Source organism: Agarivorans sp. MS3-6, from assembly GCF_054112545.1.
In genome coordinates this window covers 1,999,367-2,022,592 of sequence record NZ_CM134202.1, presented here as the reverse complement: position 1 = coordinate 2,022,592, position 23,226 = coordinate 1,999,367, and the positions used below count along the sequence as shown (strand labels likewise).

General features: G+C 45.7%; 30 protein-coding genes. 18 read left to right on the top strand and 12 right to left on the bottom strand.

What is annotated here, in order from left to right; genetic code table 11:
• Positions 1 to 20: 20 nt before the first annotated feature.
• The 3 genes from ACVFI8_RS09160 (at position 21) to ACVFI8_RS09150 (ending at position 2,015) form a co-directional block, all read left to right on the top strand.
• Positions 21 to 1,091, top strand: coding sequence for a hypothetical protein (locus tag ACVFI8_RS09160; protein ID WP_457873650.1), 1,071 nt, complete (start codon positions 21 to 23; stop codon positions 1,089 to 1,091).
• Between the two features lie 84 nt (positions 1,092 to 1,175).
• Positions 1,176 to 1,628 (top strand): DUF6998 domain-containing protein, encoded by a 453-nt coding sequence (locus ACVFI8_RS09155; protein WP_457873649.1) that lies wholly within the window; start codon positions 1,176 to 1,178, stop codon positions 1,626 to 1,628.
• Between the two features lie 102 nt (positions 1,629 to 1,730).
• Entirely contained in the window at positions 1,731 to 2,015 is a 285-nt protein-coding gene (locus ACVFI8_RS09150; protein ID WP_457873648.1) for a hypothetical protein, read from the top strand.
• A 359-nt stretch (positions 2,016 to 2,374) separates the two neighbouring features.
• On the opposite strand, the gene ACVFI8_RS09145 is transcribed toward ACVFI8_RS09150, so the two are convergent.
• The gene (locus ACVFI8_RS09145; RefSeq protein ID WP_248713773.1) at positions 2,375 to 2,629 is read right to left on the bottom strand and encodes a hypothetical protein; all 255 of its coding nucleotides are present in this window, start codon (positions 2,627 to 2,629) and stop codon (positions 2,375 to 2,377) included.
• 120 nt (positions 2,630 to 2,749) lie between these two features.
• Between ACVFI8_RS09145 and ACVFI8_RS09140 the strand changes: the two genes are divergently transcribed.
• The 6 genes from ACVFI8_RS09140 (at position 2,750) to ACVFI8_RS09115 (ending at position 8,634) form a co-directional block, all read left to right on the top strand.
• On the top strand, positions 2,750 to 3,166 hold the full coding sequence (locus ACVFI8_RS09140; protein WP_432454226.1) for a hypothetical protein: 417 nt from the start codon (positions 2,750 to 2,752) through the stop codon (positions 3,164 to 3,166).
• A gap of 387 nt (positions 3,167 to 3,553) precedes the next feature.
• A complete protein-coding gene (gene lexA / locus ACVFI8_RS09135; RefSeq protein WP_248713775.1) occupies positions 3,554 to 4,195 on the top strand; it encodes a transcriptional repressor LexA in 642 nt (213 codons plus the stop codon).
• 328 nt (positions 4,196 to 4,523) lie between these two features.
• A complete protein-coding gene (gene coxB, locus ACVFI8_RS09130; RefSeq protein ID WP_457873817.1) occupies positions 4,524 to 5,591 on the top strand; it encodes a cytochrome c oxidase subunit II in 1,068 nt (355 codons plus the stop codon).
• Positions 5,592 to 5,602: 11 nt separating this feature from the next.
• Positions 5,603 to 7,192 carry a cytochrome c oxidase subunit I gene (gene ctaD / locus ACVFI8_RS09125; RefSeq protein WP_457873647.1) on the top strand — a complete coding sequence of 530 codons (1,590 nt, stop codon included), beginning with the start codon at positions 5,603 to 5,605 and terminating at the stop codon, positions 7,190 to 7,192.
• 1 nt (position 7,193) lies between these two features.
• On the top strand, positions 7,194 to 7,775 hold the full coding sequence (locus tag ACVFI8_RS09120) for a cytochrome c oxidase assembly protein (RefSeq protein ID WP_248713777.1): 582 nt from the start codon (positions 7,194 to 7,196) through the stop codon (positions 7,773 to 7,775).
• Positions 7,759 to 8,634 (top strand): cytochrome c oxidase subunit 3, encoded by an 876-nt coding sequence (locus ACVFI8_RS09115; RefSeq protein ID WP_248713778.1) that lies wholly within the window; start codon positions 7,759 to 7,761, stop codon positions 8,632 to 8,634. Before ACVFI8_RS09120 ends, ACVFI8_RS09115 begins: the two co-directional genes overlap by 17 nt.
• Positions 8,635 to 8,651: 17 nt before the next feature.
• On the opposite strand, the gene ACVFI8_RS09110 is transcribed toward ACVFI8_RS09115, so the two are convergent.
• Positions 8,652 to 8,855, bottom strand: a complete 204-nt coding sequence (locus ACVFI8_RS09110) for a DUF2909 domain-containing protein (protein ID WP_248713779.1) — start codon at positions 8,853 to 8,855, stop codon at positions 8,652 to 8,654.
• Here ACVFI8_RS09110 and ACVFI8_RS09105 point away from each other — a divergent pair.
• The 5 genes from ACVFI8_RS09105 (at position 8,848) to dinF (ending at position 13,510) form a co-directional block, all read left to right on the top strand.
• Positions 8,848 to 9,576 (top strand): SURF1 family protein, encoded by a 729-nt coding sequence (locus ACVFI8_RS09105; protein ID WP_248713780.1) that lies wholly within the window; start codon positions 8,848 to 8,850, stop codon positions 9,574 to 9,576. The two genes, ACVFI8_RS09110 and ACVFI8_RS09105, sit on opposite strands and share 8 nt — an antisense overlap.
• Complete coding sequence (locus ACVFI8_RS09100; RefSeq protein ID WP_457873646.1) at positions 9,573 to 10,091, top strand: hypothetical protein; 519 nt, start codon at positions 9,573 to 9,575, stop codon at positions 10,089 to 10,091. Before ACVFI8_RS09105 ends, ACVFI8_RS09100 begins: the two co-directional genes overlap by 4 nt.
• A gap of 14 nt (positions 10,092 to 10,105) precedes the next feature.
• Positions 10,106 to 11,134, top strand: a complete 1,029-nt coding sequence (locus tag ACVFI8_RS09095) for a COX15/CtaA family protein (protein ID WP_457873645.1) — start codon at positions 10,106 to 10,108, stop codon at positions 11,132 to 11,134.
• Complete coding sequence (cyoE, locus tag ACVFI8_RS09090; RefSeq protein WP_457873644.1) at positions 11,103 to 12,017, top strand: heme o synthase; 915 nt, start codon at positions 11,103 to 11,105, stop codon at positions 12,015 to 12,017. Before ACVFI8_RS09095 ends, cyoE begins: the two co-directional genes overlap by 32 nt.
• Before the next feature lie 158 nt (positions 12,018 to 12,175).
• Positions 12,176 to 13,510 (top strand): MATE family efflux transporter DinF, encoded by a 1,335-nt coding sequence (dinF, locus tag ACVFI8_RS09085; RefSeq protein WP_457873643.1) that lies wholly within the window; start codon positions 12,176 to 12,178, stop codon positions 13,508 to 13,510.
• 27 nt (positions 13,511 to 13,537) lie between these two features.
• On the opposite strand, the gene trmL is transcribed toward dinF, so the two are convergent.
• From trmL to ACVFI8_RS09070, 3 genes are read right to left on the bottom strand one after another with little or no spacing between them, the layout of a single operon-like run.
• Positions 13,538 to 14,002 (bottom strand): tRNA (uridine(34)/cytosine(34)/5-carboxymethylaminomethyluridine(34)-2'-O)-methyltransferase TrmL, encoded by a 465-nt coding sequence (trmL, locus tag ACVFI8_RS09080; RefSeq protein ID WP_248713785.1) that lies wholly within the window; start codon positions 14,000 to 14,002, stop codon positions 13,538 to 13,540.
• Positions 14,003 to 14,028: 26 nt separating this feature from the next.
• Positions 14,029 to 15,381 (bottom strand): ATP-binding protein, encoded by a 1,353-nt coding sequence (locus ACVFI8_RS09075; RefSeq protein ID WP_248713786.1) that lies wholly within the window; start codon positions 15,379 to 15,381, stop codon positions 14,029 to 14,031.
• Between the two features lie 2 nt (positions 15,382 to 15,383).
• On the bottom strand, positions 15,384 to 16,070 hold the full coding sequence (locus ACVFI8_RS09070; protein WP_248713787.1) for a response regulator: 687 nt from the start codon (positions 16,068 to 16,070) through the stop codon (positions 15,384 to 15,386).
• A 160-nt stretch (positions 16,071 to 16,230) separates the two neighbouring features.
• On the opposite strand from ACVFI8_RS09070, the gene ACVFI8_RS09065 reads away from it, so the two are divergent.
• From ACVFI8_RS09065 to cysE, 3 genes are read left to right on the top strand one after another with little or no spacing between them, the layout of a single operon-like run.
• The gene (locus tag ACVFI8_RS09065; protein ID WP_248713788.1) at positions 16,231 to 16,695 is read left to right on the top strand and encodes a Spy/CpxP family protein refolding chaperone; all 465 of its coding nucleotides are present in this window, start codon (positions 16,231 to 16,233) and stop codon (positions 16,693 to 16,695) included.
• A 42-nt stretch (positions 16,696 to 16,737) separates the two neighbouring features.
• Positions 16,738 to 17,640 carry a cation diffusion facilitator family transporter gene (locus ACVFI8_RS09060; protein ID WP_248713789.1) on the top strand — a complete coding sequence of 301 codons (903 nt, stop codon included), beginning with the start codon at positions 16,738 to 16,740 and terminating at the stop codon, positions 17,638 to 17,640.
• Between the two features lie 9 nt (positions 17,641 to 17,649).
• Positions 17,650 to 18,462 carry a serine O-acetyltransferase gene (gene cysE, locus ACVFI8_RS09055; protein WP_455905857.1) on the top strand — a complete coding sequence of 271 codons (813 nt, stop codon included), beginning with the start codon at positions 17,650 to 17,652 and terminating at the stop codon, positions 18,460 to 18,462.
• A 2-nt stretch (positions 18,463 to 18,464) separates the two neighbouring features.
• Here the strand turns inward: cysE and ACVFI8_RS09050 are convergent, their stop codons facing one another.
• A complete protein-coding gene (locus tag ACVFI8_RS09050) occupies positions 18,465 to 18,686 on the bottom strand; it encodes a DUF1653 domain-containing protein (protein WP_457873642.1) in 222 nt (73 codons plus the stop codon).
• Positions 18,687 to 18,875: 189 nt separating this feature from the next.
• Between ACVFI8_RS09050 and ACVFI8_RS09045 the strand changes: the two genes are divergently transcribed.
• Entirely contained in the window at positions 18,876 to 19,082 is a 207-nt protein-coding gene (locus ACVFI8_RS09045; protein WP_248713791.1) for a cell division protein ZapB, read from the top strand.
• Positions 19,083 to 19,105: 23 nt separating this feature from the next.
• Here ACVFI8_RS09045 and rraA read toward each other — a convergent pair whose 3' ends face one another.
• The 6 genes from rraA to ACVFI8_RS09015 all read right to left on the bottom strand — a co-directional run bounded on the left by rraA (position 19,106) and on the right by ACVFI8_RS09015 (position 23,156).
• Positions 19,106 to 19,594 carry a ribonuclease E activity regulator RraA gene (gene rraA, locus ACVFI8_RS09040; RefSeq protein ID WP_248713792.1) on the bottom strand — a complete coding sequence of 163 codons (489 nt, stop codon included), beginning with the start codon at positions 19,592 to 19,594 and terminating at the stop codon, positions 19,106 to 19,108.
• A 189-nt stretch (positions 19,595 to 19,783) separates the two neighbouring features.
• Positions 19,784 to 21,115 (bottom strand): HslU--HslV peptidase ATPase subunit, encoded by a 1,332-nt coding sequence (hslU, locus tag ACVFI8_RS09035; protein WP_248713793.1) that lies wholly within the window; start codon positions 21,113 to 21,115, stop codon positions 19,784 to 19,786.
• A 19-nt stretch (positions 21,116 to 21,134) separates the two neighbouring features.
• Positions 21,135 to 21,665 carry an ATP-dependent protease subunit HslV gene (gene hslV, locus ACVFI8_RS09030; protein WP_248713794.1) on the bottom strand — a complete coding sequence of 177 codons (531 nt, stop codon included), beginning with the start codon at positions 21,663 to 21,665 and terminating at the stop codon, positions 21,135 to 21,137.
• 96 nt (positions 21,666 to 21,761) lie between these two features.
• Entirely contained in the window at positions 21,762 to 22,094 is a 333-nt protein-coding gene (locus tag ACVFI8_RS09025) for a replication protein RepA (protein WP_248713795.1), read from the bottom strand.
• Positions 22,081 to 22,749, bottom strand: coding sequence for an AAA family ATPase (locus tag ACVFI8_RS09020; protein ID WP_248713796.1), 669 nt, complete (start codon positions 22,747 to 22,749; stop codon positions 22,081 to 22,083). Before ACVFI8_RS09020 ends, ACVFI8_RS09025 begins: the two co-directional genes overlap by 14 nt.
• Positions 22,750 to 22,853: 104 nt before the next feature.
• Complete coding sequence (locus tag ACVFI8_RS09015) at positions 22,854 to 23,156, bottom strand: PilZ domain-containing protein (protein ID WP_248713797.1); 303 nt, start codon at positions 23,154 to 23,156, stop codon at positions 22,854 to 22,856.
• Positions 23,157 to 23,226 lie beyond the last annotated feature (70 nt).

Sequence of the window (23,226 nt, the reverse complement as noted above, 5' to 3'; positions counted from 1 at the left end):
GCGCACTAAAGAGTAAATAAATGAAGATTCTTTTCGACACTAGCCAAAGCAAAACAGTGCTTGCAACGTTTAAGCATAAAATCGATGGGCTTGTACCTGTTGATGACTTTGAAAAGCAAAGAAATAGCTTAATTCGCTTAGTCACAAGTGCTATGGCCAACAAGCCGAAAGAGTGGGATGAACTGTGCGAAGTAAATATCGATTGGATTGGCGATCAATTTATAAGCCGGCTTTCAAATGAAGAAAAAGAATTCGATAAGAAACGGTTAGATGACATTTGCTCAATGTGTTTTAGATTCTTATTTGAGCTCTATCTGTCAATGAAAAATGATCTTGCCATGGAGTTTGAAGCTGCAAGACGCTTTGTATTCAATAATGTCGATTCGTTTGAGCACGATGCTAAAGAGCAAATTGAATATGCTATTCGAGATATGCCAATTGCCATATTTAAAGTAATTGCCAATAGCGACTCTATTGAAAGCATTAAAGACTTTAACGCGGTTTCGGCTAAGGCCGAAAAGCTCAAAGGGGACTGGGAAACTGAGCTGTCCGCTAAAGAAATCAGAGTAAACAAGCTTAAGGAGTCACTGGAAAAATATGAAAACGGTTTTAACTTTGTAGGTTTATATCAAGGCTTTGATGATCTCGCCACAACCAAATCTTCCGAAAGAGACAATATACTTTTCTGGTTAAAGATTTTGTCTGTACTTATCGTCCTTCCGGTTCTAGCTGAGTTTGTCATAATCTTCATGCACATAGACGATATTTCTGTTATCAAAGATGGGCTTATAGTATCAATATTCCCAATGCTATCTTTAGCCGCCATTGCAATCTATTATTTCAGGGTATTACTGTTTAACTACAAATCAGTAAAGTCTCAACTTTTACAAATTGACCTTCGAAAAACACTATGCCGTTTTATTCAGCACTATTCCGATTATTCTAGTGAAATTAAAAAGCAGGACGCCGATTCACTTGAAAAATTTGAAAATGTAATTTTTTCAGGAATAGTAACAGATGAAGGAAACCTTCCATCAACTTATGATGGAATTGAACAAATCAGTAAGCTAATTAAATCAGCCAAGTCATGAGACTGCATGTAACAAGTTGCGCAAGCAGGACAAAGTGCTGCGCACTTCGCCCCTTCACCCCTTCGCAAGGCGTGAAGCGAAAATATGGATCACGATAAATTTCAAGGATTAATCAAGCAGCTTTACTCAACAGTGAGCGAGCTAGAAGCTATGTTTCCAGGGCGCCACTTTACGCCCGACGGTCATATGGTCGGCAGTATCGGTGAATGCCTTGTGGCAGATGCATATGGTTTGGAATTAAAAACAGCATCGAACAAAGGCTTTGATGCTATAGCCAGAGACGGAAAGGAAGTAGAGATTAAAGCTACTCAAGCAAAGTCAGTGGCTTTTCGTAGTGAGCCAGAACACACAATTATTATTAAGATTCTTCCAAATGGTAAATTTGAAGAAGCTTATAATGGGCCGGGCAAGTTGGTATGGAAGCAGTTCGCCGGCAAGAAAACTCCAAGTAATGGTCAGTTTCAAATATCATTGAATAAACTAAAAGAACTAAATAAACAGGTAAACGATTCCAGTCGTGTGCCAAGAATCGCTTAACAAGGTAATCTTGCCTCGTTCGCTGCCCTCACTGGACCTCCGTTTCGGTGCTTCGCACCTACACTACGGCCGCAAATTACGGCGTTATGTGCACTTGGAACTATGAATAAAGACTCTTACAGTACCTTTATTGGCGCTAAAGCAGTGGCATTTACTTGGATTGCTGCTCTGATTTCTCCTGTATTCTTGGAAATAGGAATAGAGGATGGATTCAGCAAGCACTTCTATATCGGCGTCGGTTGTTTGGTGCTTATTCTTATTTCATTTGTTGATGGCATCAGGGCAAGGCGTCATGCTGTTTACTCTGACTTTTGGGTATGTTCAGTTGTGCCTGTTGCTGTTTTTCTTGCAAGCTTGTCTTTCGTTTGGTTAGCTAGTTCGGTGTAAGTGAGCGTCGTGCACATAACAAATAAGAATAGGTGTCGCGCAGCCGACACCTTATTCGGGTGTTGAACAAGCCCGATGCTCCCTTCTATAGTCAATAACGGTGTTGCTGTTGGCGGGGCCAAGGCCTTGTTAGTTTTCGCAAGGCGAGTTTGGCTAAGACGGGGTCAACGGCGTTAAGCCCTTACCCGTTTGGCGTAGTGCTAAGTTGTTATTTTATGTGTATTTTCATCCTCATGTTAAGCCCAGCCATTCTCCTTATACTGTTCGCCTTTCGGCTAGCTCGTTCGGCTAAGGCCAGTGCCAGTGCAGTGCAGTGCATGGGGTGTTGGCAGCAAGGGCATAGCTGAGTAACGACATTGTTATTGTTGTCGGTTTGGATCGCGATGTGTATTGAAGCAACAGCAGCCCAATGTAAAAAGCCCAACGTCATAAACCACACAAAGATGACTAGCCAAGTCTTTGTATTTTTTGATAAGTTTGTTGATAGAACGAATATTGGTGGGAATTGTGCCTTGGAACACAGGCTCATCTCTCGAATTATCAACACAATAAGCGGCATCTTTGGTTTCTTTGTGAACATCTGGTCCAATAAAAAACGTGCTAGATGTAGACATGTCGATCTCCTGTTCTGTTAAGACTTTGCATCTAACAGTGTGGCTCTAGTTTGACTACCCCACGATAAACGCAGGAGGTCGGCACTTTCACCGGGGATCATTATGTCTAGGTGATGTCAGATGAAAAGTATGATGCTTCGAGTGGCTTTATTTTTCGTTATCCTTCCGTTGACTGCATGTGGTAATTTTGCAGTGATTGAATTAGCTGATAGCAACGGTATTACTGATAGCGCCATTGAAAATTTTTGCAGTGATAATGGCTTGGTTCAGGATAAAAAGCCTTGGATACGAAGTTATAACCGCTGGGCTAACAGCCCTCGTAACGAGTTGTTGAGATCTTGGAGTGGTGAGTATGAGGGGGAGGCCGTCATGCTTGTCGAACTTAAGAGAGATGGGAAATATATCTTAGTTGTTGATGTCCAATATGCGCACGAGCGGCCAAATGAGGTCGCGAATCATATCGTAGGTCGGTTAAAGCAAGCGGGAGTTAAGTACGATATCGTGATTGAGTATAAGAGTTTTCTACGGCTGTCATAAATGAATCACCTAACAAGCGGTTGTTATCGCCCCGTTGGGGCTGGGACGGCCTTTCCGCTGCTTCGCAGCTCCAAGTCCGCCCCAAAACCGGGCGTTAACTCCGATCTAACCGTACTGAATCTAATCCGAACCACCGATATTTGAGCTAATAACGTAACACGCATTTGTCCAAAAATGAGTTAGCTCGGCTGTTCGTATCCGTCTATTACCCCAACCTCTACTTATTTGTCACGGGTGTCACGAAATATCGGGTGTAGTTTCAACGTAGCGGAAAGCATTTCAATGAAACTGAAACCTACACACTATAGCTTGATCCTAGATAAAACCTTGCTTCATCGCTAATGCTGTATATACTAACAGTGTGCTGTATAAACTTACAGGTAGACTATGAAGCCCTTAACGCCCCGTCAGACCGAAGTGTTTGAACTTATTCAACGACATATATCAGATACAGGTATGCCGCCTACTCGTGCCGAGATAGCTAAAGAGCTGGGTTTTCGCTCGGCCAATGCTGCCGAAGAACACCTACGAGCCTTAGCGAAAAAAGGCGCAATTGAAATGATCCCTGGCGCCTCTCGCGGGATCCGCATTGCCGATGCCTATTTGTCTACACCGGCTGCTAATCAACAACCTGAAGAAGCGGGTTTACCGCTGATTGGGCAGGTTGCCGCTGGCGAGCCTATTTTGGCGCAAGAGCATGTAGAGTCTCACTATGCGGTTGATGCTAATTTATTTAAGCCGCACGCAGATTACTTGCTACGTGTGCAAGGGATGAGCATGAAAGACATTGGTATTATGGACGGCGACCTATTGGCGGTGCATAAAACCAGCGATGTTCACAATGGTCAAGTGGTGGTAGCCCGCTTGGAAGATGATGTCACGGTAAAACGTTTTGAGCGCGATGGCAAAATGGTTTATTTGCATCCTGAAAACCAAGAGCTCAGTACCATTGAGGTAGATTTAGAGTATCAGAGCATTGAAATTGAAGGCTTAGCTGTCGGCATTATTCGCACTGCCGATTGGATGTAAGCTTAAGTTTTACAATAGTTCCCGCATTTTAAAGCCCAAATCAATTTGATTTGGGCTTTTGTCGTTATCATCACATCTTTTATCTCTCGCAATAAAAAAATAAACATTTTATTTACAATTCCATAACTTAAAGGTTAATTTATAAGCAGTAGGTTGTGTTTAGCGGTTGCAACCTGTTGGTTCGGGGTGGGAGTTATCCCTTTATTCGCAGCCACTTCCTGATTTGGGAAGTTGTTGTCGTTGGCTACTAGCAAAGGAGAGCGCTGTGGGCCGATGGATACAGCTATTACTGCTGACATTCTTTACGTCGCAAGCATACGCGGAAGAAATGTCATTCAATTTACGTCCAGGTGTCACCTCAATAAGCGAGCAAGTCTATGGCTTGCACATGACAATTTTTTATATTTGTTGTGCAATTGGTGCTCTGGTGTTTGGCGCAATGTTTTGGGCCATTTTTCATCATAGAAAATCTAAAGGGGCCGTTCCGGCTCAGTTTCATGAAAGTACCAAAGTCGAGATTATTTGGACGGTCATCCCTTTCGTTATTTTGATTGGTATGGCGATCCCTGCGACTAAAACCTTACTCGCCATGGAAGATCCCTCCGATGCAGACCTAACGATTCAAGTTACCGGCTCGCAATGGAAGTGGCACTACAAGTACTTTGACCAAGAGTTAGAGTATTACAGTGTACTGGCATCTGATTGGGACGAAGTGAACGGCAAGCTGAGCAAACGCGCTAATTATCTACTCGAGGTTGATCGGCCCTTAGTGTTGCCTGTGGGTAAGAAGGTTCGCTTCTTAATGACCTCTGAAGATGTTATTCACTCTTGGTGGGTGCCAGACTTTGCGGTTAAAAAAGATGCCAATCCAGGCTTTATTAACGAAGCGTGGACGATTATCGATAAACCGGGCATCTACCGCGGCCAATGTGCAGAGCTATGTGGTAAAGACCACGGCTTCATGCCCATTGTAGTGATAGCCAAACCGCAAGCAGAATACGATGCGTGGCTGGCTGAAGAAGAAGCCGCTTATCAAGCCAAACAGGCACAAGAGCTTGCATTAGTGGCGATGACCATGGAGCAAGACGAGTTGATGTCTCTGGGCGAAAAAGTTTATGAGAAAAGCTGTGCTGCTTGTCATCAGGTTAATGGTGAAGGTTTGCCGGGAGTATTCCCTGGGCTAAAAGCTAGCCCAATCGCCGTGGGCGACGTGAGCAAACACATTGATGTGGTGGTAAATGGTGTGCCGGGTACCGCGATGCAGGCCTTTGGTAAACAACTGGGCTTAAAAGAGTTGGCGGCGGTGATTACCTATGAGCGAAATGCTTGGGGTAATGATACGGGTGATCTAGTGCAGGCCAAGGATGTTGTGGCCGTGCAGAATGCAGCGCAGTAGGGAGAGTAATAATGAGCACGATTAGTGACGTTCATGCAGAGCATGACGACCATCATCACGCCCCTCGCGGCTTAATGCGCTGGGTATTAACCACTAACCACAAAGATATTGGCTCGATGTATCTTTGGTTCGCCTTTGCCATGTTTATTACTGGCGGCGCGATGGCGATGGTGATTCGGGCTGAGCTATTTCAGCCGGGGTTACAATTAGTTGAACCAAACTTCTTCAACCAAATGACTACCATGCACGGTTTAATTATGGTGTTTGGTGCAGTAATGCCAGCATTTACAGGTTTAGCGAACTGGCTGATACCTATGATGATTGGTGCGCCAGATATGGCATTACCCCGGATGAACAACTGGAGCTTTTGGATCTTACCGTTCGCCTTTACCATGTTGTTAGCGTCATTATTTATGGAAGGTGGTGGCCCTAACTTTGGTTGGACCTTCTACGCGCCGTTGTCTACTACCTACAGCCCTGATAGTACTGCTCTGTTTGTATTTTCGGTTCATATTATGGGGATTAGCTCGATTATGGGGGCGATCAACGTGATTGTTACCATTATGAACTTGCGCGCTCCGGGTATGACTTACATGAAGTTGCCGCTGTTTGTATGGACATGGTTTATTACCGCATTTTTGTTGATTGCGGTGATGCCTGTATTGGCAGGGGCGGTCACCATGGTATTGACCGATAAGTACTTTGGTACTTCCTTTTTCGATGCTGCTGGTGGCGGAGATCCGGTGTTGTTCCAACACATCTTTTGGTTCTTTGGTCACCCTGAAGTGTACATTATGATTTTGCCGTCGTTTGGTATTATCTCGGCGATTGTTCCTGCCTTCTCGCGTAAGAAGTTGTTTGGTTATTCGTCGATGGTTTACGCCACCGCATCCATTGCCGGTTTAAGTTTTGTGGTATGGGCTCACCACATGTTTACCACGGGGATGCCGGTGCAAGCCGAGCTGTTCTTCATGTACGCCACCATGTTGATCTCGGTGCCTACAGGGGTAAAAGTCTTTAACTGGGTTGCCACAATGTGGAAAGGCTCAATTTCTTTTGAAACCCCCATGTTGTTTGCTATCGCCTTTATCGTGTTGTTTACCATTGGTGGTTTCTCGGGGTTGATGCTGGCCATTACCCCGGTTGACTTCCAATACCACGATACCTATTTCGTGGTGGCGCACTTCCACTATGTTCTGGTTACTGGTGCCATATTCTCGATTATGGCCGCGGCCTATTACTGGCTACCTAAATGGACCGGTAAAATGTACGACGAAGGTTTAGGCCGTTTGCATTTTTGGTGCTCGCTGGTGTCGGTAAACGTGTTGTTCTTCCCAATGCACTTTTTAGGTCTAGGGGGCATGCCACGGCGAATACCTGACTACGCACTGCAGTTTGCTGATGTGAATGCGATTGTCAGTATTGGTGGCTTTGCCTTTGGTTTATCACAGTTTATTTTCTTATACATGGTGATTAAATGTATTCGTAGTGGTGAGCCTGCGCCAGCCAAACCTTGGGAAGGTGCAGAAGGGCTAGAGTGGGATAACTTACCCTCACCCGCGCCTTACCATAGCTTCACCACTCCACCGGAGATTAAGTAACATGCAAGGCCATCGCCGCTTAGTGGTGCGACTACTGATTGTAGTGGTTGCCATGTTCGGCTTTGGCTATGCCTTAGTACCTTTGTACGACGTATTTTGTAAAGTTACTGGTATAAATGGCAAAACGGCTAAGCAAGCTAGCGAAGTGAGCATGAGCACCGATGAACTGCGCACCGTGACCGTAGAATTTATCAGCTACGTACCACAGGGGTTAAATTGGAAATTTGGCCCTAAAGTTAATCGGGTCAAAGTGCATCCCGGTGAAACGCTGCAAGTGGACTTTAGTGCTACTAATCAAACGGCTAAGCGCTCAACTGTGCAGGCGGTGCCGTCGGTTAGCCCCGGCTTGGCCGCTAATCATCTTAAAAAAGTCAGTTGTTTTTGTTTTGAACAACAAACGCTGGCGCCTGGTCAGCAACAAGACATGCCGTTATTTTTCTACGTTGACCCGGAGTTACCCAAAGATATAAACACATTAACCTTAGCTTACACCTTATTTGCCGTAGAGGGCGTTGAGCTAAATGAATCGAAAACCGCACAAGCGAGTGCAGAGGGAGAGGTGAGCAATGACGCAGCCTTATGATAAGTATTATGTTCCTGCCCAAAGTGTTTGGCCGATTGTTGGCGCAGTAGGCCTATTTTTAATCGCAATGGGGGCAGGATTTACCGTACAGCAGATGAACAGTGAACAAAGCTATGGAGTATGGATATTGTCCTGTGGCTTTGTGGTGATCATCACCATGATGTTTGGTTGGTTTGGCAATGTTATTCAAGAAAGCATGGACGGCTTGTACAGCGCGCAAATGGATCGTTCGTTTCGCCAAGGCATGAGCTGGTTTATTTTTTCTGAAGTGATGTTTTTTGGCGCCTTTTTTGGGGCCTTGTTCTACGCCCGAATGATTGCGGTGCCATGGTTAGGTGGGGCCGGTAATAACGAAATGACCGGCGCGGTATTGTGGCCGGAATTTGAAGCCATATGGCCACTAATTCAAACCCCAGGTGGCACCACCACCGAAGCCATGGGCTGGTACGGCTTGCCTTTGTTGAATACGGTGATTCTGGTGATTTCTTCTATCACTTTGCACTTTGCTCACGTGAGTTTAGAAAAAGATAAACGCGGCCCGCTAAAGCTGTGGTTAGCCATTACCTTGGTATTGGGTTTTGCCTTTTTGTTTTTTCAAGTTGAAGAATATGTTCATGCCTATCAAGAAATGAACCTACGACTCGACTCGGGCATTTATGGCAATACTTTCTTCTTGCTGACTGGCTTTCATGGTTTGCACGTGACCTTAGGCGCAATCATGTTAACGGTAATGTTCTTGCGCGTATTAAAGGGCCATTTTACCGGTAAGAGTCACTTTGCGTTTATGGCGTCGAGTTGGTACTGGCACTTTGTAGACGTAGTGTGGTTAACACTATTTATCTTTGTGTACGTGCTGTAAAGCGCTTTGGGTAAACACTAATAAGGACGGGGGTTGGGCTGAATTAAGCCCGTGGCTAGCGCCAGCAATACAATGGCGATAGCGATAACACTTAATATAAGGCGGCGGCCTAAATAATGGCTCATGGGTTTATCGCCGCCTTTTAGCATTACCCGTAGTGCAAACACCATATTAATAACCACAAACAGAATGAGTGCGGTGATTAGAAGTTTTATGACCATAACAAAGTTCTCTCTACAGGCTAATAAAAAAACAGCGTCTTACCGCATGCTGCTGTTTGTGTTGCTTATGTTTGCGCTGATAGTCTTGATGGTCAAGCTTTCATTATGGCAATGGCAACGGAGCGAGCAAAAACAGCAGTTGTTAGACCAATATCAGCAGCAATCGTTAGTGCAAACCAGTTTGCCGCAAGCCCTAGAGCAAGGCCCCGTGCCCTTTCAGTTGGTGCATGTTTCAGACATGCAGCGTTCAAATTACTCACTCTGGTTAGATAACCAAGTACAAGATGGCCAAGTAGGTTACGACGCGTATGTGGTTGGGCATACGCCGCAGGGCAATGTATTGGTGCGTTTAGCTTGGTATAAAGCGTCTTACGATAGAAGCCAATTACCGCTAACCGATGTGGCTCAAGCATTGCCTGAGCAATATCGCTTACGCCAAGTAAGTTTGCCCTTGGTGCTAGATCAGCAGTATTGGTTAGAAGATTTACCGCAAGGCCTAAGGGTTCAGCAGCTCAATATTGAGGCGGTAGCCAAATATTGGCAAATAGACTTATTACCCTTTGTATTAGATAGCCAAATAGACCACTCGCCTAAGCAGTTGGTCTCTATATCGCCTGCAAAACACCTAGGCTATGCAGTGCAATGGTTGCTTATGGCTTTAGTCGCTGCAGGCTTAACGGGCTATTTTTACTGGCATAACCGAGACAAGGAAACGTCATGAAGAGTCATCAAAAAACCATGTTACTCGTGGCTTCGGTGTTTTTAGTGCCATTGCTACTGGCTTGGTTGGTATTAAATATGGGCTGGTTTGAGCGTGGTGTATTAAGCCATGGGCAATGGTTAGAGCCCCCCTTGCAGTTAGAAAACTACACCCCCGGAAAATGGTCAATTGCTCAAGTGGTACATCAACAGTGTGAAGAGCAGTGTGTTGAGCAGTGGAGCAAGTTAGATAATGCCTGGTTAGCCTTAGGTATTGCTAAGCAAAAAACGCAACGGATGGCGCTTCTCAATGATGTTCAGCTAAGTGTTGAGCAATTAGCGACCATTGATGAAGGGGTTGCTCAGTTACGTCTTACCCAACGTAATCAGGCTTTGGCGGGTTATGATCAACAGTGGTTAGTGGTAGACCCCACCGGTTGGGTGATTTTGAGCTATCAACCTAGTTTGGGTGACGAGCAGGTTAAAGGCTTGATTACCGACCTAAAACGCTTAATTAAAAATTCTCGTTTTCAGTAGTTAGAGGGAGAGTTATGCAAAAAGGATTGATTGCCGCAATTTTACTCGCGGTGGTGGTGATTGGTTTAGGCGCATTTACCCGCTTAACCGATGCTGGATTAGGTTGCCCCGATTGGCCAGGTTGTTATGGCCGATTGGCGGTTCCGCAAACGGCGGAGCATATTGAGCATGCCGAAAACGCCTTCCCCGAGCGACCACTAGAAGCGCACAAAGCGTGGAACGAGATGATTCATCGTTATTTCGCCGGTAGTTTAGGTTTGCTGGTGGTGGGCTTAGCGGGCGTTGCCTTGTGGCGCAAACAACACCGATTTATTGCGGTGGCGTCGGTAGTGCTGATTGTTTTTCAAGCCCTGCTGGGAATGCTTACCGTTACGCTTGGCTTAATGCCCATTGTTGTAATGGGGCATTTGCTGGGAGGCTTTTCGATGCTTGCGCTATTGTTTACTTGGTTGCTGATAAGTCAGCGACCGTTGGCAAGAAATGTTCGTTCTGGACGCTTGCTATGGTTAGGTTTGGCGATATTGGTGGTGCAAATTGCGTTAGGTGGTTGGACATCGGCCAATTATTCAGCCATATCGTGCCAAGGCTTACCGCTATGTCATGAAGACTGGACCGCCAGTTATCAAGTGGATGCTTTTCACCCTTTACCTGAACGAAGCGGTGATAACTACGAGTTTGGGGTATTGAGTCACCAACAACGAATCACCGTGCATGTCACCCATAGAATTTGGGCCGGCGTAACGGCTTTTTACTTGTTAGTGCTGGCCTTGAGCCTTATTCAGCAGCGTCACAGTGACATTACTCGCGGGCGAGCCTCGCGCTTAATTTTTGTATTACTGATGCAGGTTGGTTTAGGTGTGGCTAACGTGCTTTGGCAGGTGCCGCTGGCGGTAGCGGTGGCACATAATTTAATGGCGGCGATGTTGCTGCTGTGTCTGATTAGTTTAGTGGTTGCGCATTATCAAAGCGCTACACTGAGTAGTAAGCGTGTATTGCAGAAGGAGAGGCATTATGGCGAAATCGAACGCGCTAACCCAGCCTAGGCAGTTAAACAAAGGGATCAATTGGCGAGCACTGTATAAGCTTACCAAACCTAAAGTGGTGGCACTGATAGTGCTTACCTCTGTGGTAGGGGCTTGTTTAGCTACCTCTGGGCTTCCTCCTTGGCAGGCATTGCTGATAGGTAATCTGGGTATTGGCTTAATGGCGGGCGGGGCTGCGGCGTTTAATCACTACATTGATAGTGAAGCCGACGCGGCAATGGCGCGAACCCATAAGCGACCATTACCCACCGGCGCCATTGCCAGTTGGCAAGCACTTAGCTGGGCCTCGCTATTATCAATAGTCGGTTTTGCCATGCTTTATTGGTGGGTTAATCCCTTAACAGCGTGGCTAACCGCGGCCAGTTTGGTGGGGTATGCCGTGGTTTATACCTTGTGGTTAAAGCGCGCCACACCGCAAAACATTGTGATTGGCGGTTTAGCTGGCGCCATGCCGCCCTTATTAGGTTGGACAGCGGTAAACAACAGCGTGTCGGCCGAGCCATTGTTATTGGTGATGCTAATTTTTACGTGGACGCCTCCGCATTTTTGGGCGTTGGCTATCGCCCGTCGTGATGACTACGCCAAAGTGAATATTCCGATGTTGCCGGTCACTCACGGCATTCCATTTACTAAAATCTTAACCCTGCTGTATAGCTTTTTGTTGTTTGCCGTGTGTTGGTTGCCGTTTTTAGTCGGCATGAGCGGCTTACTCTATTTGGCTGCCAGTTGTGTGCTTAACTTGCGCTTTATTTATTTGGCGTGGCGTTTATACAAAGGGGACAACCAGCGAGATGCAATGCGACTATTTGGTTATTCGATCGTTTACTTGATGTTGTTGTTTGTGGCCTTGTTGGCCGACCATTGGTTGTTTGCAATGCTGTGATACCCACCCGTCACTAGCCGAACACTGCTGTTCGGCTAGTGTTATTTTTCTCGCTTTATCGTCATCGATGTATTCTTTATCAGCGTCTAACCATTTAACGGTTGCCGCTGTTATCGCCAGCTCTTAAACTCTGCTTATTGCCCCTCGTTTAAGCCTATATGCATTCTTCTCGTTTTTCGGCTATTGCCGCTATCGCTATTCCGATGATTTTGTCGAATATTACGATTCCATTACTGGGCTTAGTGGATACCGCGGTGATCGGTCATTTAGACCACTCATACTATTTGGCTGGGGTGGCGCTGGGTTCGATTATGATCACGCTGGTGTTTTGGCTATGTGGCTTTTTGCGTATGTCTACCACTGGGCTTGCGGCTCAAGCGTCGGGTGCGAACGATCGACGTCAGCTTATTCATCTAGGGATTAACTCAGGGCTTATCGCGCTTAGCTTAGGTTTAATGCTGTTGTTGTTACAAACTCCCATTTTAGATTTAGGGATGCGCTTAGCTGGTGGCAGTGATCAGGTACAATTTTACGCCAGAGAATACTTCGCTACGCGGATTTGGGGGGCGCCAGCAGCCCTGCTTAATATGGTATTACTGGGGTGGTTGCTGGGCATGCAAAACGCACGCGCGCCGATGCTATTGGTAATGCTAACCAACAGCCTGAATATTGCCTTAGATGTACTGTTAGTGGTTGGTTTTGACATGAACGTGTTTGGCGCGGCCTTAGCCACGGTCATCTCTGATTATCTTGGCTTAGCCGTTGGCTTGTATCTGTGTCGGCAGCAATTTTTGCGTCGCTTTGAGGGTTTACCTGATTGGGCTGAGTGTTTTAGCGGGTTTAACCGTTTGCAATTAGGTGGCTTGTTTAGACTCAATAGAGACATATTTGTTCGTTCACTGGCTTTACAGGCTTGCTTTGCTTTTATCACTTTTCAGGGCTCGCGCCTTGGTGACAATATTGTGGCAGCCAATGCGGTATTACTAAACTTTTTGATGTTTGTGTCTTTTGGTTTAGACGGCTTAGCCTATGCTGTTGAAGCGCTGGCGGGCAAGGCCAAAGGCCAACAAGACCGGCAGCAATTTGTGTCGGTGATAAACCGATGTTTGTTGCTAGCCTTGTTTGCTGGCATTGGGTTTAGTGGCTTATTTGCCGTGTTTGGTGAGGCCTTGGTGGCCCTATTAACCGACATTGCCGACATCAGAACAACGGCCAACCAATATCTGCCTTGGATGGTTTTACTGCCGCTGGTGGCGGTATGGTGTTTTATCTTAGACGGCGTGTTTATTGCCACTGCCGAAGGCCGAATCATGCGAAATTCAATGTTACTGGCCAGTGTCGCGGTATTTTTTCCGCTTTGGTGGCTAAGCCAAGCCTGGGGCAATCATGCTTTATGGTTTGCCATGAGTGGCTTTATGGCGGCAAGAGGGCTGAGTTTGGGGTATATCTATTATCGCGCCCTCATTCAGCATCGCTGGTTTAAGGCGCCATAAATAGTCATATTGGGAGTAGCAAGGCTATTATACTGCGTCGATATAGCCTAGTTGGCGCCACGCTTCGTAAGCAAATACTGATACCGCATTAGACAAATTCATGCTGCGGCTGTCGGCCAGCATGGGGATCCGTAAACGAAACTCACTGCTTATTTGCAATAATACTTCGTCGGGTAGCCCGCGAGTTTCAGGACCAAACATCAAGTAATCACCCGCTTCAAAGCTAAAGTCACTATGAAAACCGCTGCCTTTGGTGGTGCAGGCTAATAAGCGCTTGGGTTGCTCATTATCTAGAAAGGCTTGGTAATTAGCATGGCGCTTAACCTCAGCAAACTCGTGATAGTCTAGCCCGGCGCGTTTTACTTTCTTATCGTCCCAAGCGAAACCTAAGGGTTCGATTAAATGCAGGTTACAGCCGCTGTTCGCCGCTAAACGGATAATTGCGCCGGTATTTTGTGGTATTTCTGGTTCATATAGCACAATGTTAATCATGGTTAGTCCAAGTCGCTGCAAAAGCGCTATTGTAGTGGCAAGCGCAGGTTAACTTCTAGCCCTTTGCTCAATTGATTCAGTTCGCTGTGACGATTTTTGGCGCTGATCTCGCCGCCGTGTTGGCGAATGGCTGATTCAGCGATAGCTAAACCCAAGCCCACACCGCCGCTGTCTCGGTCGCGCGCTTCGCCACTACGATAAAAAGGGCGGAAGATATTGCTGAGCTCACTGTCGTCAAGCCCCGGCCCGTCATCACGCACCGTAATCAATAACTGCTGCTGTTCAATGGTGGCGCTTAGCGAGACCGTTTTACTGGCGTATTTCAATGCATTGCGACAAATGTTTTCGATAGCCGAACTGAGCAACTGCGGGTAACACACCAGTGTTGTTTCTTCTGGAAAACGGGCTGAAAACTGCTTATGTAGTTGCTCTGCTTCAAACTCACAGTCATTGACTAAGTCATTCATTACATCGCTTAACGCTATTGATTGTTGCTTAGCGTTTACCTGCATGCGAGATAATGACAATAAAGCATTGATCATCTCTGCGAGGCGTTGAGATTCGCGCTCGATGCGTTCCATTTCAGGGGTGCTGGTTTGGCGCTTCTTACTGATGGCTAAGGCCATGTTTAAGCGAGTTAAGGGCGAGCGAAGCTCATGCGATATGTCGCTCAATAAGCGCTGTTGGTTACTAATGGCTTGATTAAGGGTATCGACCATACGTTGTAAGCTGTCAGATAGTTGGCCAATCTCGTCACCGCGCGATATCTCAGGTAATGGGGTATCTAGCTGTCCTAATGATACTTTGTTGGCCGCCGCTTGAAGCCGCTTTAAAGGATTAACGATATGCCTTGTTAGCAGAAAACACAGCGCTAAACTCAAGGCGATAGCCACCATGGAGAGAAACCACGGGGATACCCCAAAGTGGCGTAAGGCATTCATTTGTTCTGGGTTGCTGCGTCGCTCAACATATAACAAATAGTTTTTGTCATTCAGGGTAACAGCCTGTGGTCCCATTAAGATATGTTGCTTGTCTAAGGTGACTCTAGGGTTGCTGAGTGCATCATGGTTAGCGATAAAACGGCGCATACTGCGACTCACTTGGGGTTGATTAACCACCACGCCTTCTGCGTCCACTAAGAAGGGCTTGCCAAACCGTGCTTTGAAGTGTGAATCTTGCCTTGGTTGTAGCGCTTTTTGTGGGCTTCTTTCAATGCGTTTTGAGAATTCGGCTAAGCTCTTGGTGGCCCAGCTCGGCGCAGGAAAGTTATCGGTACTGAGCATTTGCGACAGGTTAATGGATACAAATGCCGTCACCAGCAAAATCATCCAAAACGAGACAAATATTTTTACAAATAAGTTGTTTATGAAACGTTTCATGCTTACCACTCTAGCCACATGTAGCCTTTACCCCGAACCGTTTTAATTCTGGGTAGCTGGTCTTTTCTAGCCGGGATCTTCTTTCTTAAATTACTAATGTGCATATCTAAGCTGCGGTCAAAAGCTTGTAGGCGTTTGCCTAGCACCTTTTTATTTAAATCGTGTTTATCTAACAATTGCCCGGGATGCTCAAGCAGCTGTTGAAGTAGTAATAGCTCAGTACTGGTGAGGTCCAGCTCTTGTTCATCGCAGTGAGCTTGTTGTTTAGCGATAGACAAGCTTAAGTCTTGGTGGCAAATAAGCTCTGTATGATTGTCTGTGGCTACCGGCACTTGGGTGCGACGCAAAATGGCGCGAATTCTTGCCAATAACTCGCGTTCGCTAAATGGCTTGGCAAGGTAGTCATCGGCTCCCAGCTCTAAACCTAGTACTCGGTCTATTTCATCGCCTTTTGCGGTTAGCATTAATACTGGCTGCTGGTTGTTCTTACGTAGGTCTTTTAATACTTCAAAGCCATTTTTTCCGGGCATCATTACATCTAGTAATACTAAATCGTAAGACTGCTGCTGCAGCTGCGCTAAGCCGCTGATACCGTCATTTCTAATGTCACAAGCAAAGCCCTCAAGTTCTAATAATTCACCGAGTAATTCAGTTAACTCTTTATCGTCGTCTATTAATAGCAGCTTCACTAATGATTCTCTTTGATTTGACTGGTAGTTAAATTGTACAAAACTTAATGAGCTTTGTAGGGTTTATTTGGCGCTTTTACATTGCTTTACACTTTGCTGGCATTTGTTTGCATTGCCATATGTACACTTAATAGGACTTAACAAACCCGAGGAATACATCATGAAAAAATTACTAGTAACAGCACTTGTAGGTGCGTTAGTTGTGGCCCCTGTTGCTTTCGCTGCTAAAGGTGAAAAACAAGGCGGTAAACAAGATCAGCGCGCTGAAATGCATATGATGAAACAGTTAGACTTAAGTGCAGAGCAAAAACAGCAAGTGAAAGCAATTATGCAAGCGCAGAAGAAGCAACAGCCAAATACTGAACAGCGCGCAATGATGCATGAGCAGCGCATGGCTATTATCACTTCAGCGACGTTCGATAAAGACGCGGCCCAAACACTGATTACTCAGCAGCAAGCGATGAAACAAAGCCGCATGCTAGATAAGTTAGAAGCTCAGCATCAGGTATATCAATTACTAACGCCTGAACAGCAGACAAAATACCAAGAGTTGGTGAACCAAAAAATGGAAAAACACCAGCAGCGTATGGAGAAGGGCGGCAAAAAAGGTCAAACTTCAAACTAACTAAACGTTATACTTTAGCAAACACCTCGCTGAAGTATTAACGTGGAACCGCAAAGTTATAAACGCTTAGTCACTTTAGCTACATGGGTTGCCACCTGTGTAGCGGTGGCTTTATTGGTGATTAAAAGCGCTGCATTTTTTTATACTGGCGCGGTCAGTATATTAGCCTCTCTGATTGATTCGCTAATGGATATTGGCATGTCGTTAGTCAATCTACTGGCGATCCGCTACGCCTTACAACCCCCTGATAAAGAACATCGTTTTGGTCACGGCAAAGCCGAGCACTTAGCGGGGGTGGCCCAAGCGGCCTTTATCACCGGTTCGGCATGCATGCTGTTATATGGCGGCGCCACCGAACTGCTTCACCCTAAAGCCCTAGAGCATAGCCAGTTGGGTATTATTGTGATGATAATATCGACTGTAATCACCATCGCTTTGGTGTTGTTTCAGCGCTATGTGGTCGCTAAAACCAACAACAGTGTGATTAAAGCCGACTCGATGCATTACGCCATGGATATTTACATGAACGCGGCGGTGTTGATTGCTTTGCTACTTAGCCAGTATGGCTGGTATTGGGCCGATGGCTTGTTTGCTATCTTGATTGCGCTTTACATTTGTTATGGCGCTTATGGAATAGCCAAAGACTCAGTACAGAATCTACTAGACAGAGAACTGCCAGAATCCTTCCAGTTACAGGTATATAATACCGCGTTGTCTGTGCCCGATGTTTTAGGTGCTCACGATATTAGAACCCGTCAGTCAGGGCAGACAAAATTTATTCAGCTTCATTTAGAACTAGATGATAAACTTAGTCTTTATCAGGCGCATATCATTGCTGATAAGGTTGAGGATGCAATGATTGAACAATGGCCTGAAGCCGATGTATTGATCCACCAAGACCCTCAGTCGGTGGTTCCGCTAGAAAAGAAATTAGAGCTCGAGTAAGGTGAAAGTGTGGCAAAGGAAAAGTTAAAGGACTATCAAATCAAACAAACGTTAGCGGAAACCGTGTGGCTACAAGTACGCGATGAAGCACACCGTATGGCTGAAGATGAACCGATGCTATCGAGCTTTTTCTATTCAACGATTTTGAATCACCATACTCTTGCCTCGGCCTTGAGTTTTCAGTTGGCCAGTAAATTAGATAGCTCAACGGTTCAGGCCATCTTGTTGCGCGAGTTTATCGAAGAAGCCTTAATTGCTGACCCTTGCATATTGGAAGCGGTAGCCGCCGACATTGTGGCGGTAAAAGATCGAGATCCAGCAGTGAAATATTACGCTATTCCTTTGTTATATTTAAAAGGCTTTCATGCCCTGCAAGGTTACCGAGTGGCTAACTGGTTGTGGCATCAGGGGCGTTTGGCTTTAGCACGCTATATTCAGAACCAAATATCTGCCGTTTTCTCGGTGGATATACACCCAGCTGCAACCATTGGTAAAGGCATTATGCTCGATCACGCCACTGGAATTGTGGTGGGTGAAACAGCAGTGATTGAGAATGATGTCTCTATTTTACAATCGGTGACGCTAGGCGGTACCGGTAAAGATCGTGGTGACCGTCACCCTAAAATTCGTCAAGGGGTACTGATTGGTGCAGGGGCAAAAATTTTAGGTAATATCGAAGTGGGGCGTGGCGCTAAAGTGGGCGCGGGCAGTGTGGTACTTGAAAATGTACCGGCTCACACCACCGTTGCAGGCGTGCCCGCAAAAGTAGTGGGTACGCCAAGTTGCGATATGCCGGCTATCGACATGGGACAAAATATTTAGGCCTATTCTTTAAGTGCCTCGATGAACGCAAATCGTGGCACTTGCTCTCCGTTCACATTCACCGTTTCAAAAAACATCTCATAGGGCCTTACCCACAGTTTGCCTTCCCCATAAAGTGGGCGGTACAGTACTAGTAACTCTTCGGTTTCAGAGTGAATAACGGTATCAATAACCTGGTAATCAGCACCTTTGTAATGCTGGTAACGGCCTTTCTTTAATTTCATGACTATAAATTCGACAACTAGTTAGGTAAATACTGTTCTACCCTTGTTGGCTAAAGATGACAAGAGTATGCTGCTTTAAAGCCGTTCTTATCAATACGTGGGCGCCAATTAGGGTTCATTTATACATGACGCTAGCTTGGCAAAGAAATGCTTAAGCGAAGCTCGACACAGTTAATGGGAGTAATGTAGATGTCTTTTGATGTTTTAGAAAAATTAGAAGCGAAAGTTCAAGTAGCAGTAGATAGCATTGAGCTTTTACGTATGGAAATTGATGAACTGAAAGAACAAAACAGCCAGCTAAGTGATGAAAATGGCCGTTTATTACAAGAGCAGCAATCTTGGCAGGAACGTCTAAAAGCCTTATTAGGCCGTATTGAAGACGTTCACGCCGAGTAGGTGTAAATGCTTACCTTGAGCCTTTACTCGATGTCGAGGGGCTCAGGTGACAAGATTACCCCTGTGGTATCTGCGTAGATGTGATCTTCTGGAAGGAAGGTCACTCCACCAAAGTTTACCGGGATATTTACATCGCCAATTTCTTCGTTGACGTCAGCGCCAACCGGAATAGAAGCCAAGGCTTGAATGCCGATATCTAAATCTTCCAAGGCGTCTACATCACGTACGCAACCATAAACAATAATACCGTCCCACTCATTTTCAGCGGCTGTTTCGGCAATGTTTATATCGACCAGGGCACGGCGTAGCGAACCACCACCATCAATCAGTAATACTCGACCAGTTCCCGACTCTTGTACCACTTGTGAGATTACCCCTGCGTGTTCAAAGCACTTAACCGTAGTGATTTCTCCCCCAAAAGAGTTTCTGCCACCGAAGCTGGCAAACATGGGTTCTACAACGTCAACCGTATCTGCGTATAGGTCACAAAGTTCTGAGGTATTATATTCCATGGTTTGGATCCTGATTTTGGCCGAGTTAGCGCTACCAGTATAAACGCTAAGTGGCGGTTTTCAATTAAGAAATGAGATCTATTCAGGAATGCCCAAGGGCAAAGGTATAGCGAGAGAGAAGGTGGAACGAATAAAGCCGCCTTAGCGGCGGCTTTATCGTACTTACAGACTGAAGCAGCGTTACAGTGCTTACAGAATAAAGCGGCTTAGATCTTCGTCGGCCACTAAATCATCTAGCGAGTTATTTACATAGTCAGCGTCAATAGTGATTTGTTGGCCTGCACTATCCGATGCTACAAAGCTTAACTCTTCCATCAGCTTTTCCATCACTGTGTGTAAGCGACGCGCACCAATGTTTTCGGTACGTTCATTTACTTGCCAAGCGGCATCAGCAATGCGGCGAATGCCGTCTTCGGTGAACTCGATGTTCAAACCTTCTGTGGCCATTAAGGCTTTATACTGCTCGGTTAATGAGGCGTTTGGCTCGGTTAAAATTCTGACAAAATCTTCAGCGGTTAAAGCATCTAAGCTTACTCGAATCGGTAATCGGCCTTGTAGTTCAGGAATAAGGTCTGAAGGCTTCGCCACTTGAAACGCCCCTGAAGCAATAAACAAGATGTGGTCAGTTTTTACCATGCCGTGCTTAGTACTAACGGTTGAGCCTTCTACTAAGGGTAGTAGGTCGCGCTGTACGCCTTCACGGCTAACATCTGGACCTGAGGTGTCACCACGTTTACAAATTTTGTCTATTTCATCTAAGAATACAATGCCGTTATTTTCTACCGCGTGAAGGGCTTTTTCTTTTAGCTCTTCAGGGTTAACCATTTTAGCGGCTTCTTCTTCGATCAATAACTTGAAGGCTTCTTTGATTTTTACCTTACGCTTTTTGCTGTCTTTATTACCCGATAGGTTTTGGAACATGCCTTGTAATTGATTGGTCATCTCTTCCATACCTGGAGGCGCCATGATCTCTACGCCAACTTGGGGTTGGGCAACATCAATTTCAATTTCTTTATCATCTAGCTGGCCTTCGCGTAGCTTTTTGCGAAATGCTTGGCGAGTAGAGTTATCTTCTTTTTTCTCATCGTGGCCAAAGCTGTCTTTCGCGGGGGGGAGCAAGGCGTCTAAAATGCGGTCTTCAGCTTGGTCTTCGGCGCGAAAACGAAACTTTTCAGTTTCTTGTTCACGCGTTAACTTAAACGCGACATCGGCGAGGTCACGAATAATGGTTTCAACTTCTTTACCTACATAACCTACTTCAGTAAATTTGGTCGCTTCCACTTTGATAAACGGTGCATGAGCAAGCTTAGCTAATCGGCGTGCAATCTCAGTTTTACCGACACCCGTTGGGCCAATCATCAAGATATTTTTAGGGGTCACTTCTTGACGTAATTCATCGCCTAACTGCATACGGCGCCAGCGGTTACGTAAGGCGATGGCTACTGCACGTTTAGCATCGGCTTGGCCGATAATGTGGTTGTCTAATTCTGAGACGATTTCTCTTGGGGTCATTTCCGACATAATTTCTTCCTGCAAAGCCTTAGGCTTTAGCGTCTAATTCTTCAATAGTATGGTTTAGGTTAGTAAACACACAAATATTGCCTGCGATGGTTAGGCTTTTTTCGGCAATTTCACGAGCACCTAAATCGGTGTTCTCAAGCAAAGCGAGCGCTGCTGATTGAGCAAACGGGCCACCTGAACCAATGGCGATTAAGTCGTTTTCTGGCTGAACCACATCACCGTTCCCGGTAATGATTAATGATGCTTCGCTGTCGGCCACTGCCAGTAAGGCCTCTAATTTGCGCAACATGCGATCAGTTCGCCAATCTTTGGCCAGTTCTACAGCGGCCTTGGTGAGATGGCCTTGGTGCATTTCAAGCTTAGCTTCAAAGCGCTCGAATAGCGTGAAGGCATCGGCTGTACCACCGGCGAAACCCGCTAATACTTGACCGTGATACAAGCGACGGACTTTTTTAGCGTTACCTTTCATTACTGTGTTGCCAAGTGATACTTGGCCATCACCAGCGATGATCACTTTGCCGTTGCGGCGGACGGAGACGATAGTAGTCACGTTATTTCCTCATTTAATTTGGCTTACTCTAAGAGTTAGCTTTGTTATAAAAATGAGATGGGGGAGCTTTAGACTATTTTCAAGGTTTGAGCGGATTTAGTTGTCTTGCAGTTTGTCTAACAATTGTTGTTGCTGTTGGATATCAAGCGAGGAAAATTGTTTTAGTAGCATCCTCAATAACTTTGATTTTGGGAGTGTATGTTGAGTTGATGCTTGCTGCAGCTGAACAATCGCAAGATTATCAAAGGTAAAGGTGCAGTGACGAAAATTGGGGTGTGCTTTTTTGGGCGGCTTTGCTTCGGCTTTTAGTGTGGCGACACTGGGTTTGCCTTGGGCATAATTCTCAGCATCGTTGATGAAATCATCGACTGATATTTTTTTACGCTTGTTACGAGACAGCGATTGTTTTTTTAAATCAGTTAAACTCATGAGAGTCTTCTTGTTGAATAGCTAGCATCTCGGTAACAATGGCTTTTATTTCGGCTGCCGCCTTACCATCTTGCTCGATTTCTATCACTGAGCGCCCACTCTCTTCGCTATCATCGTAGATATTTCGCGTGAAGGTGACCGAATCAAGCACGTCTAAGCCAAAGGACCGGCAGACATCTTTAGCATCTAAAATTCGTTTGGCTTGGCTGGGTAGGGCTGGGCACTGGGTGATAACAAAATTGGCCACCATTTTGGGGTTAACCATTTTGCAGGTACTTAACATGTCTTCCATGTGAGGCAAGGTTTTTAAGTCTCGTCGCTTGGGCCGAAGGGGTATAAGCACGTATTTGGCGACCGACATAGCCGCGCGCATCGCTAGGTTATCTTGTCCGCCACAGTCAACAATCACGAAATCATAAGCGCTTTCTAGGCTTAACAGGTCTTTTCGAATTTTACCGTACAGTTGAATGCAGTTAATACTGGGGAGAGATTCATCTTCGTTACGCGCTTGGATCCAATCTGAGGTGGTGCGCTGTGGATCACAATCAACCATCAAGATATTAGCGTCAAGATCGGTTTTAAGGTGTACGGCGATATTTTGGGCCAAGCAGCTTTTACCGCTACCACCTTTTTCCCCACCTACTAATATCAACATGGCCTTCTCCTTACTAAATATTTCCTTGCTACCAATCTTGTCTGTTGGTAGTGATTTAATAAGTATAAGACAAAGTACTAAGTTTGCTTACTTAGATGTACTTTTTATAGCAATAACAGAAACATATGGTAAGTAGAAAAGTTTTTACGATGGCAGCGCGCTACTTTGGCTTGCATCTCTTTTGCTTCAGAATGCTCAGAGGTGAATAATACCGTTAGCTTGGTGCCTATCTGTAGATCGTCACTATGCAAAATCAACATGCCGCGGCGCGAAATGTCGATGCAGGTAGCCTCTAATTGCTGGGCGTCACCGTTGCTATCCATCCATTTTAGCAGTACGGGTTCGTTTTCTAAGTCGAGTCGCATAGATCGGCGTCGTTCTAGTTGCTCTAGATCGGTGTTTTCCATTACTTCGCGTTCCTGTCCGAGTAGCGGTCAATGAGCTAAATAGTCCTGCCGCATATTTTAGTTGTACCTA

Bases quoted from the DNA above. Each gene is read 5' to 3' on its own strand.
- ACVFI8_RS09160 (WP_457873650.1), top strand. From the start codon at position 21: ATGAAGATTCTTTTCGACACTAGCCAAAGCAAAACAGTGCTTGCAACG.
- ACVFI8_RS09155 (WP_457873649.1), top strand. From the start codon at position 1,176: ATGGATCACGATAAATTTCAAGGATTAATCAAGCAGCTTTACTCAACA.
- ACVFI8_RS09150 (WP_457873648.1), top strand. From the start codon at position 1,731: ATGAATAAAGACTCTTACAGTACCTTTATTGGCGCTAAAGCAGTGGCA.
- ACVFI8_RS09145 (WP_248713773.1), bottom strand. From the start codon at position 2,629: ATGTCTACATCTAGCACGTTTTTTATTGGACCAGATGTTCACAAAGAA.
- ACVFI8_RS09140 (WP_432454226.1), top strand. From the start codon at position 2,750: ATGAAAAGTATGATGCTTCGAGTGGCTTTATTTTTCGTTATCCTTCCG.
- lexA (WP_248713775.1), top strand. From the start codon at position 3,554: ATGAAGCCCTTAACGCCCCGTCAGACCGAAGTGTTTGAACTTATTCAA.
- coxB (WP_457873817.1), top strand. From the start codon at position 4,524: ATGTCATTCAATTTACGTCCAGGTGTCACCTCAATAAGCGAGCAAGTC.
- ctaD (WP_457873647.1), top strand. From the start codon at position 5,603: ATGAGCACGATTAGTGACGTTCATGCAGAGCATGACGACCATCATCAC.
- ACVFI8_RS09120 (WP_248713777.1), top strand. From the start codon at position 7,194: ATGCAAGGCCATCGCCGCTTAGTGGTGCGACTACTGATTGTAGTGGTT.
- ACVFI8_RS09115 (WP_248713778.1), top strand. From the start codon at position 7,759: ATGACGCAGCCTTATGATAAGTATTATGTTCCTGCCCAAAGTGTTTGG.
- ACVFI8_RS09105 (WP_248713780.1), top strand. From the start codon at position 8,848: ATGACCATAACAAAGTTCTCTCTACAGGCTAATAAAAAAACAGCGTCT.
- ACVFI8_RS09110 (WP_248713779.1), bottom strand. From the start codon at position 8,855: ATGGTCATAAAACTTCTAATCACCGCACTCATTCTGTTTGTGGTTATT.
- ACVFI8_RS09100 (WP_457873646.1), top strand. From the start codon at position 9,573: ATGAAGAGTCATCAAAAAACCATGTTACTCGTGGCTTCGGTGTTTTTA.
- ACVFI8_RS09095 (WP_457873645.1), top strand. From the start codon at position 10,106: ATGCAAAAAGGATTGATTGCCGCAATTTTACTCGCGGTGGTGGTGATT.
- cyoE (WP_457873644.1), top strand. From the start codon at position 11,103: ATGGCGAAATCGAACGCGCTAACCCAGCCTAGGCAGTTAAACAAAGGG.
- dinF (WP_457873643.1), top strand. From the start codon at position 12,176: ATGCATTCTTCTCGTTTTTCGGCTATTGCCGCTATCGCTATTCCGATG.
- trmL (WP_248713785.1), bottom strand. From the start codon at position 14,002: ATGATTAACATTGTGCTATATGAACCAGAAATACCACAAAATACCGGC.
- ACVFI8_RS09075 (WP_248713786.1), bottom strand. From the start codon at position 15,381: ATGAAACGTTTCATAAACAACTTATTTGTAAAAATATTTGTCTCGTTT.
- ACVFI8_RS09065 (WP_248713788.1), top strand. From the start codon at position 16,231: ATGAAAAAATTACTAGTAACAGCACTTGTAGGTGCGTTAGTTGTGGCC.
- ACVFI8_RS09050 (WP_457873642.1), bottom strand. From the start codon at position 18,686: ATGAAATTAAAGAAAGGCCGTTACCAGCATTACAAAGGTGCTGATTAC.
- ACVFI8_RS09045 (WP_248713791.1), top strand. From the start codon at position 18,876: ATGTCTTTTGATGTTTTAGAAAAATTAGAAGCGAAAGTTCAAGTAGCA.
- rraA (WP_248713792.1), bottom strand. From the start codon at position 19,594: ATGGAATATAATACCTCAGAACTTTGTGACCTATACGCAGATACGGTT.
- hslU (WP_248713793.1), bottom strand. From the start codon at position 21,115: ATGTCGGAAATGACCCCAAGAGAAATCGTCTCAGAATTAGACAACCAC.
- ACVFI8_RS09025 (WP_248713795.1), bottom strand. From the start codon at position 22,094: ATGAGTTTAACTGATTTAAAAAAACAATCGCTGTCTCGTAACAAGCGT.
- ACVFI8_RS09020 (WP_248713796.1), bottom strand. From the start codon at position 22,749: ATGTTGATATTAGTAGGTGGGGAAAAAGGTGGTAGCGGTAAAAGCTGC.
- ACVFI8_RS09015 (WP_248713797.1), bottom strand. From the start codon at position 23,156: ATGGAAAACACCGATCTAGAGCAACTAGAACGACGCCGATCTATGCGA.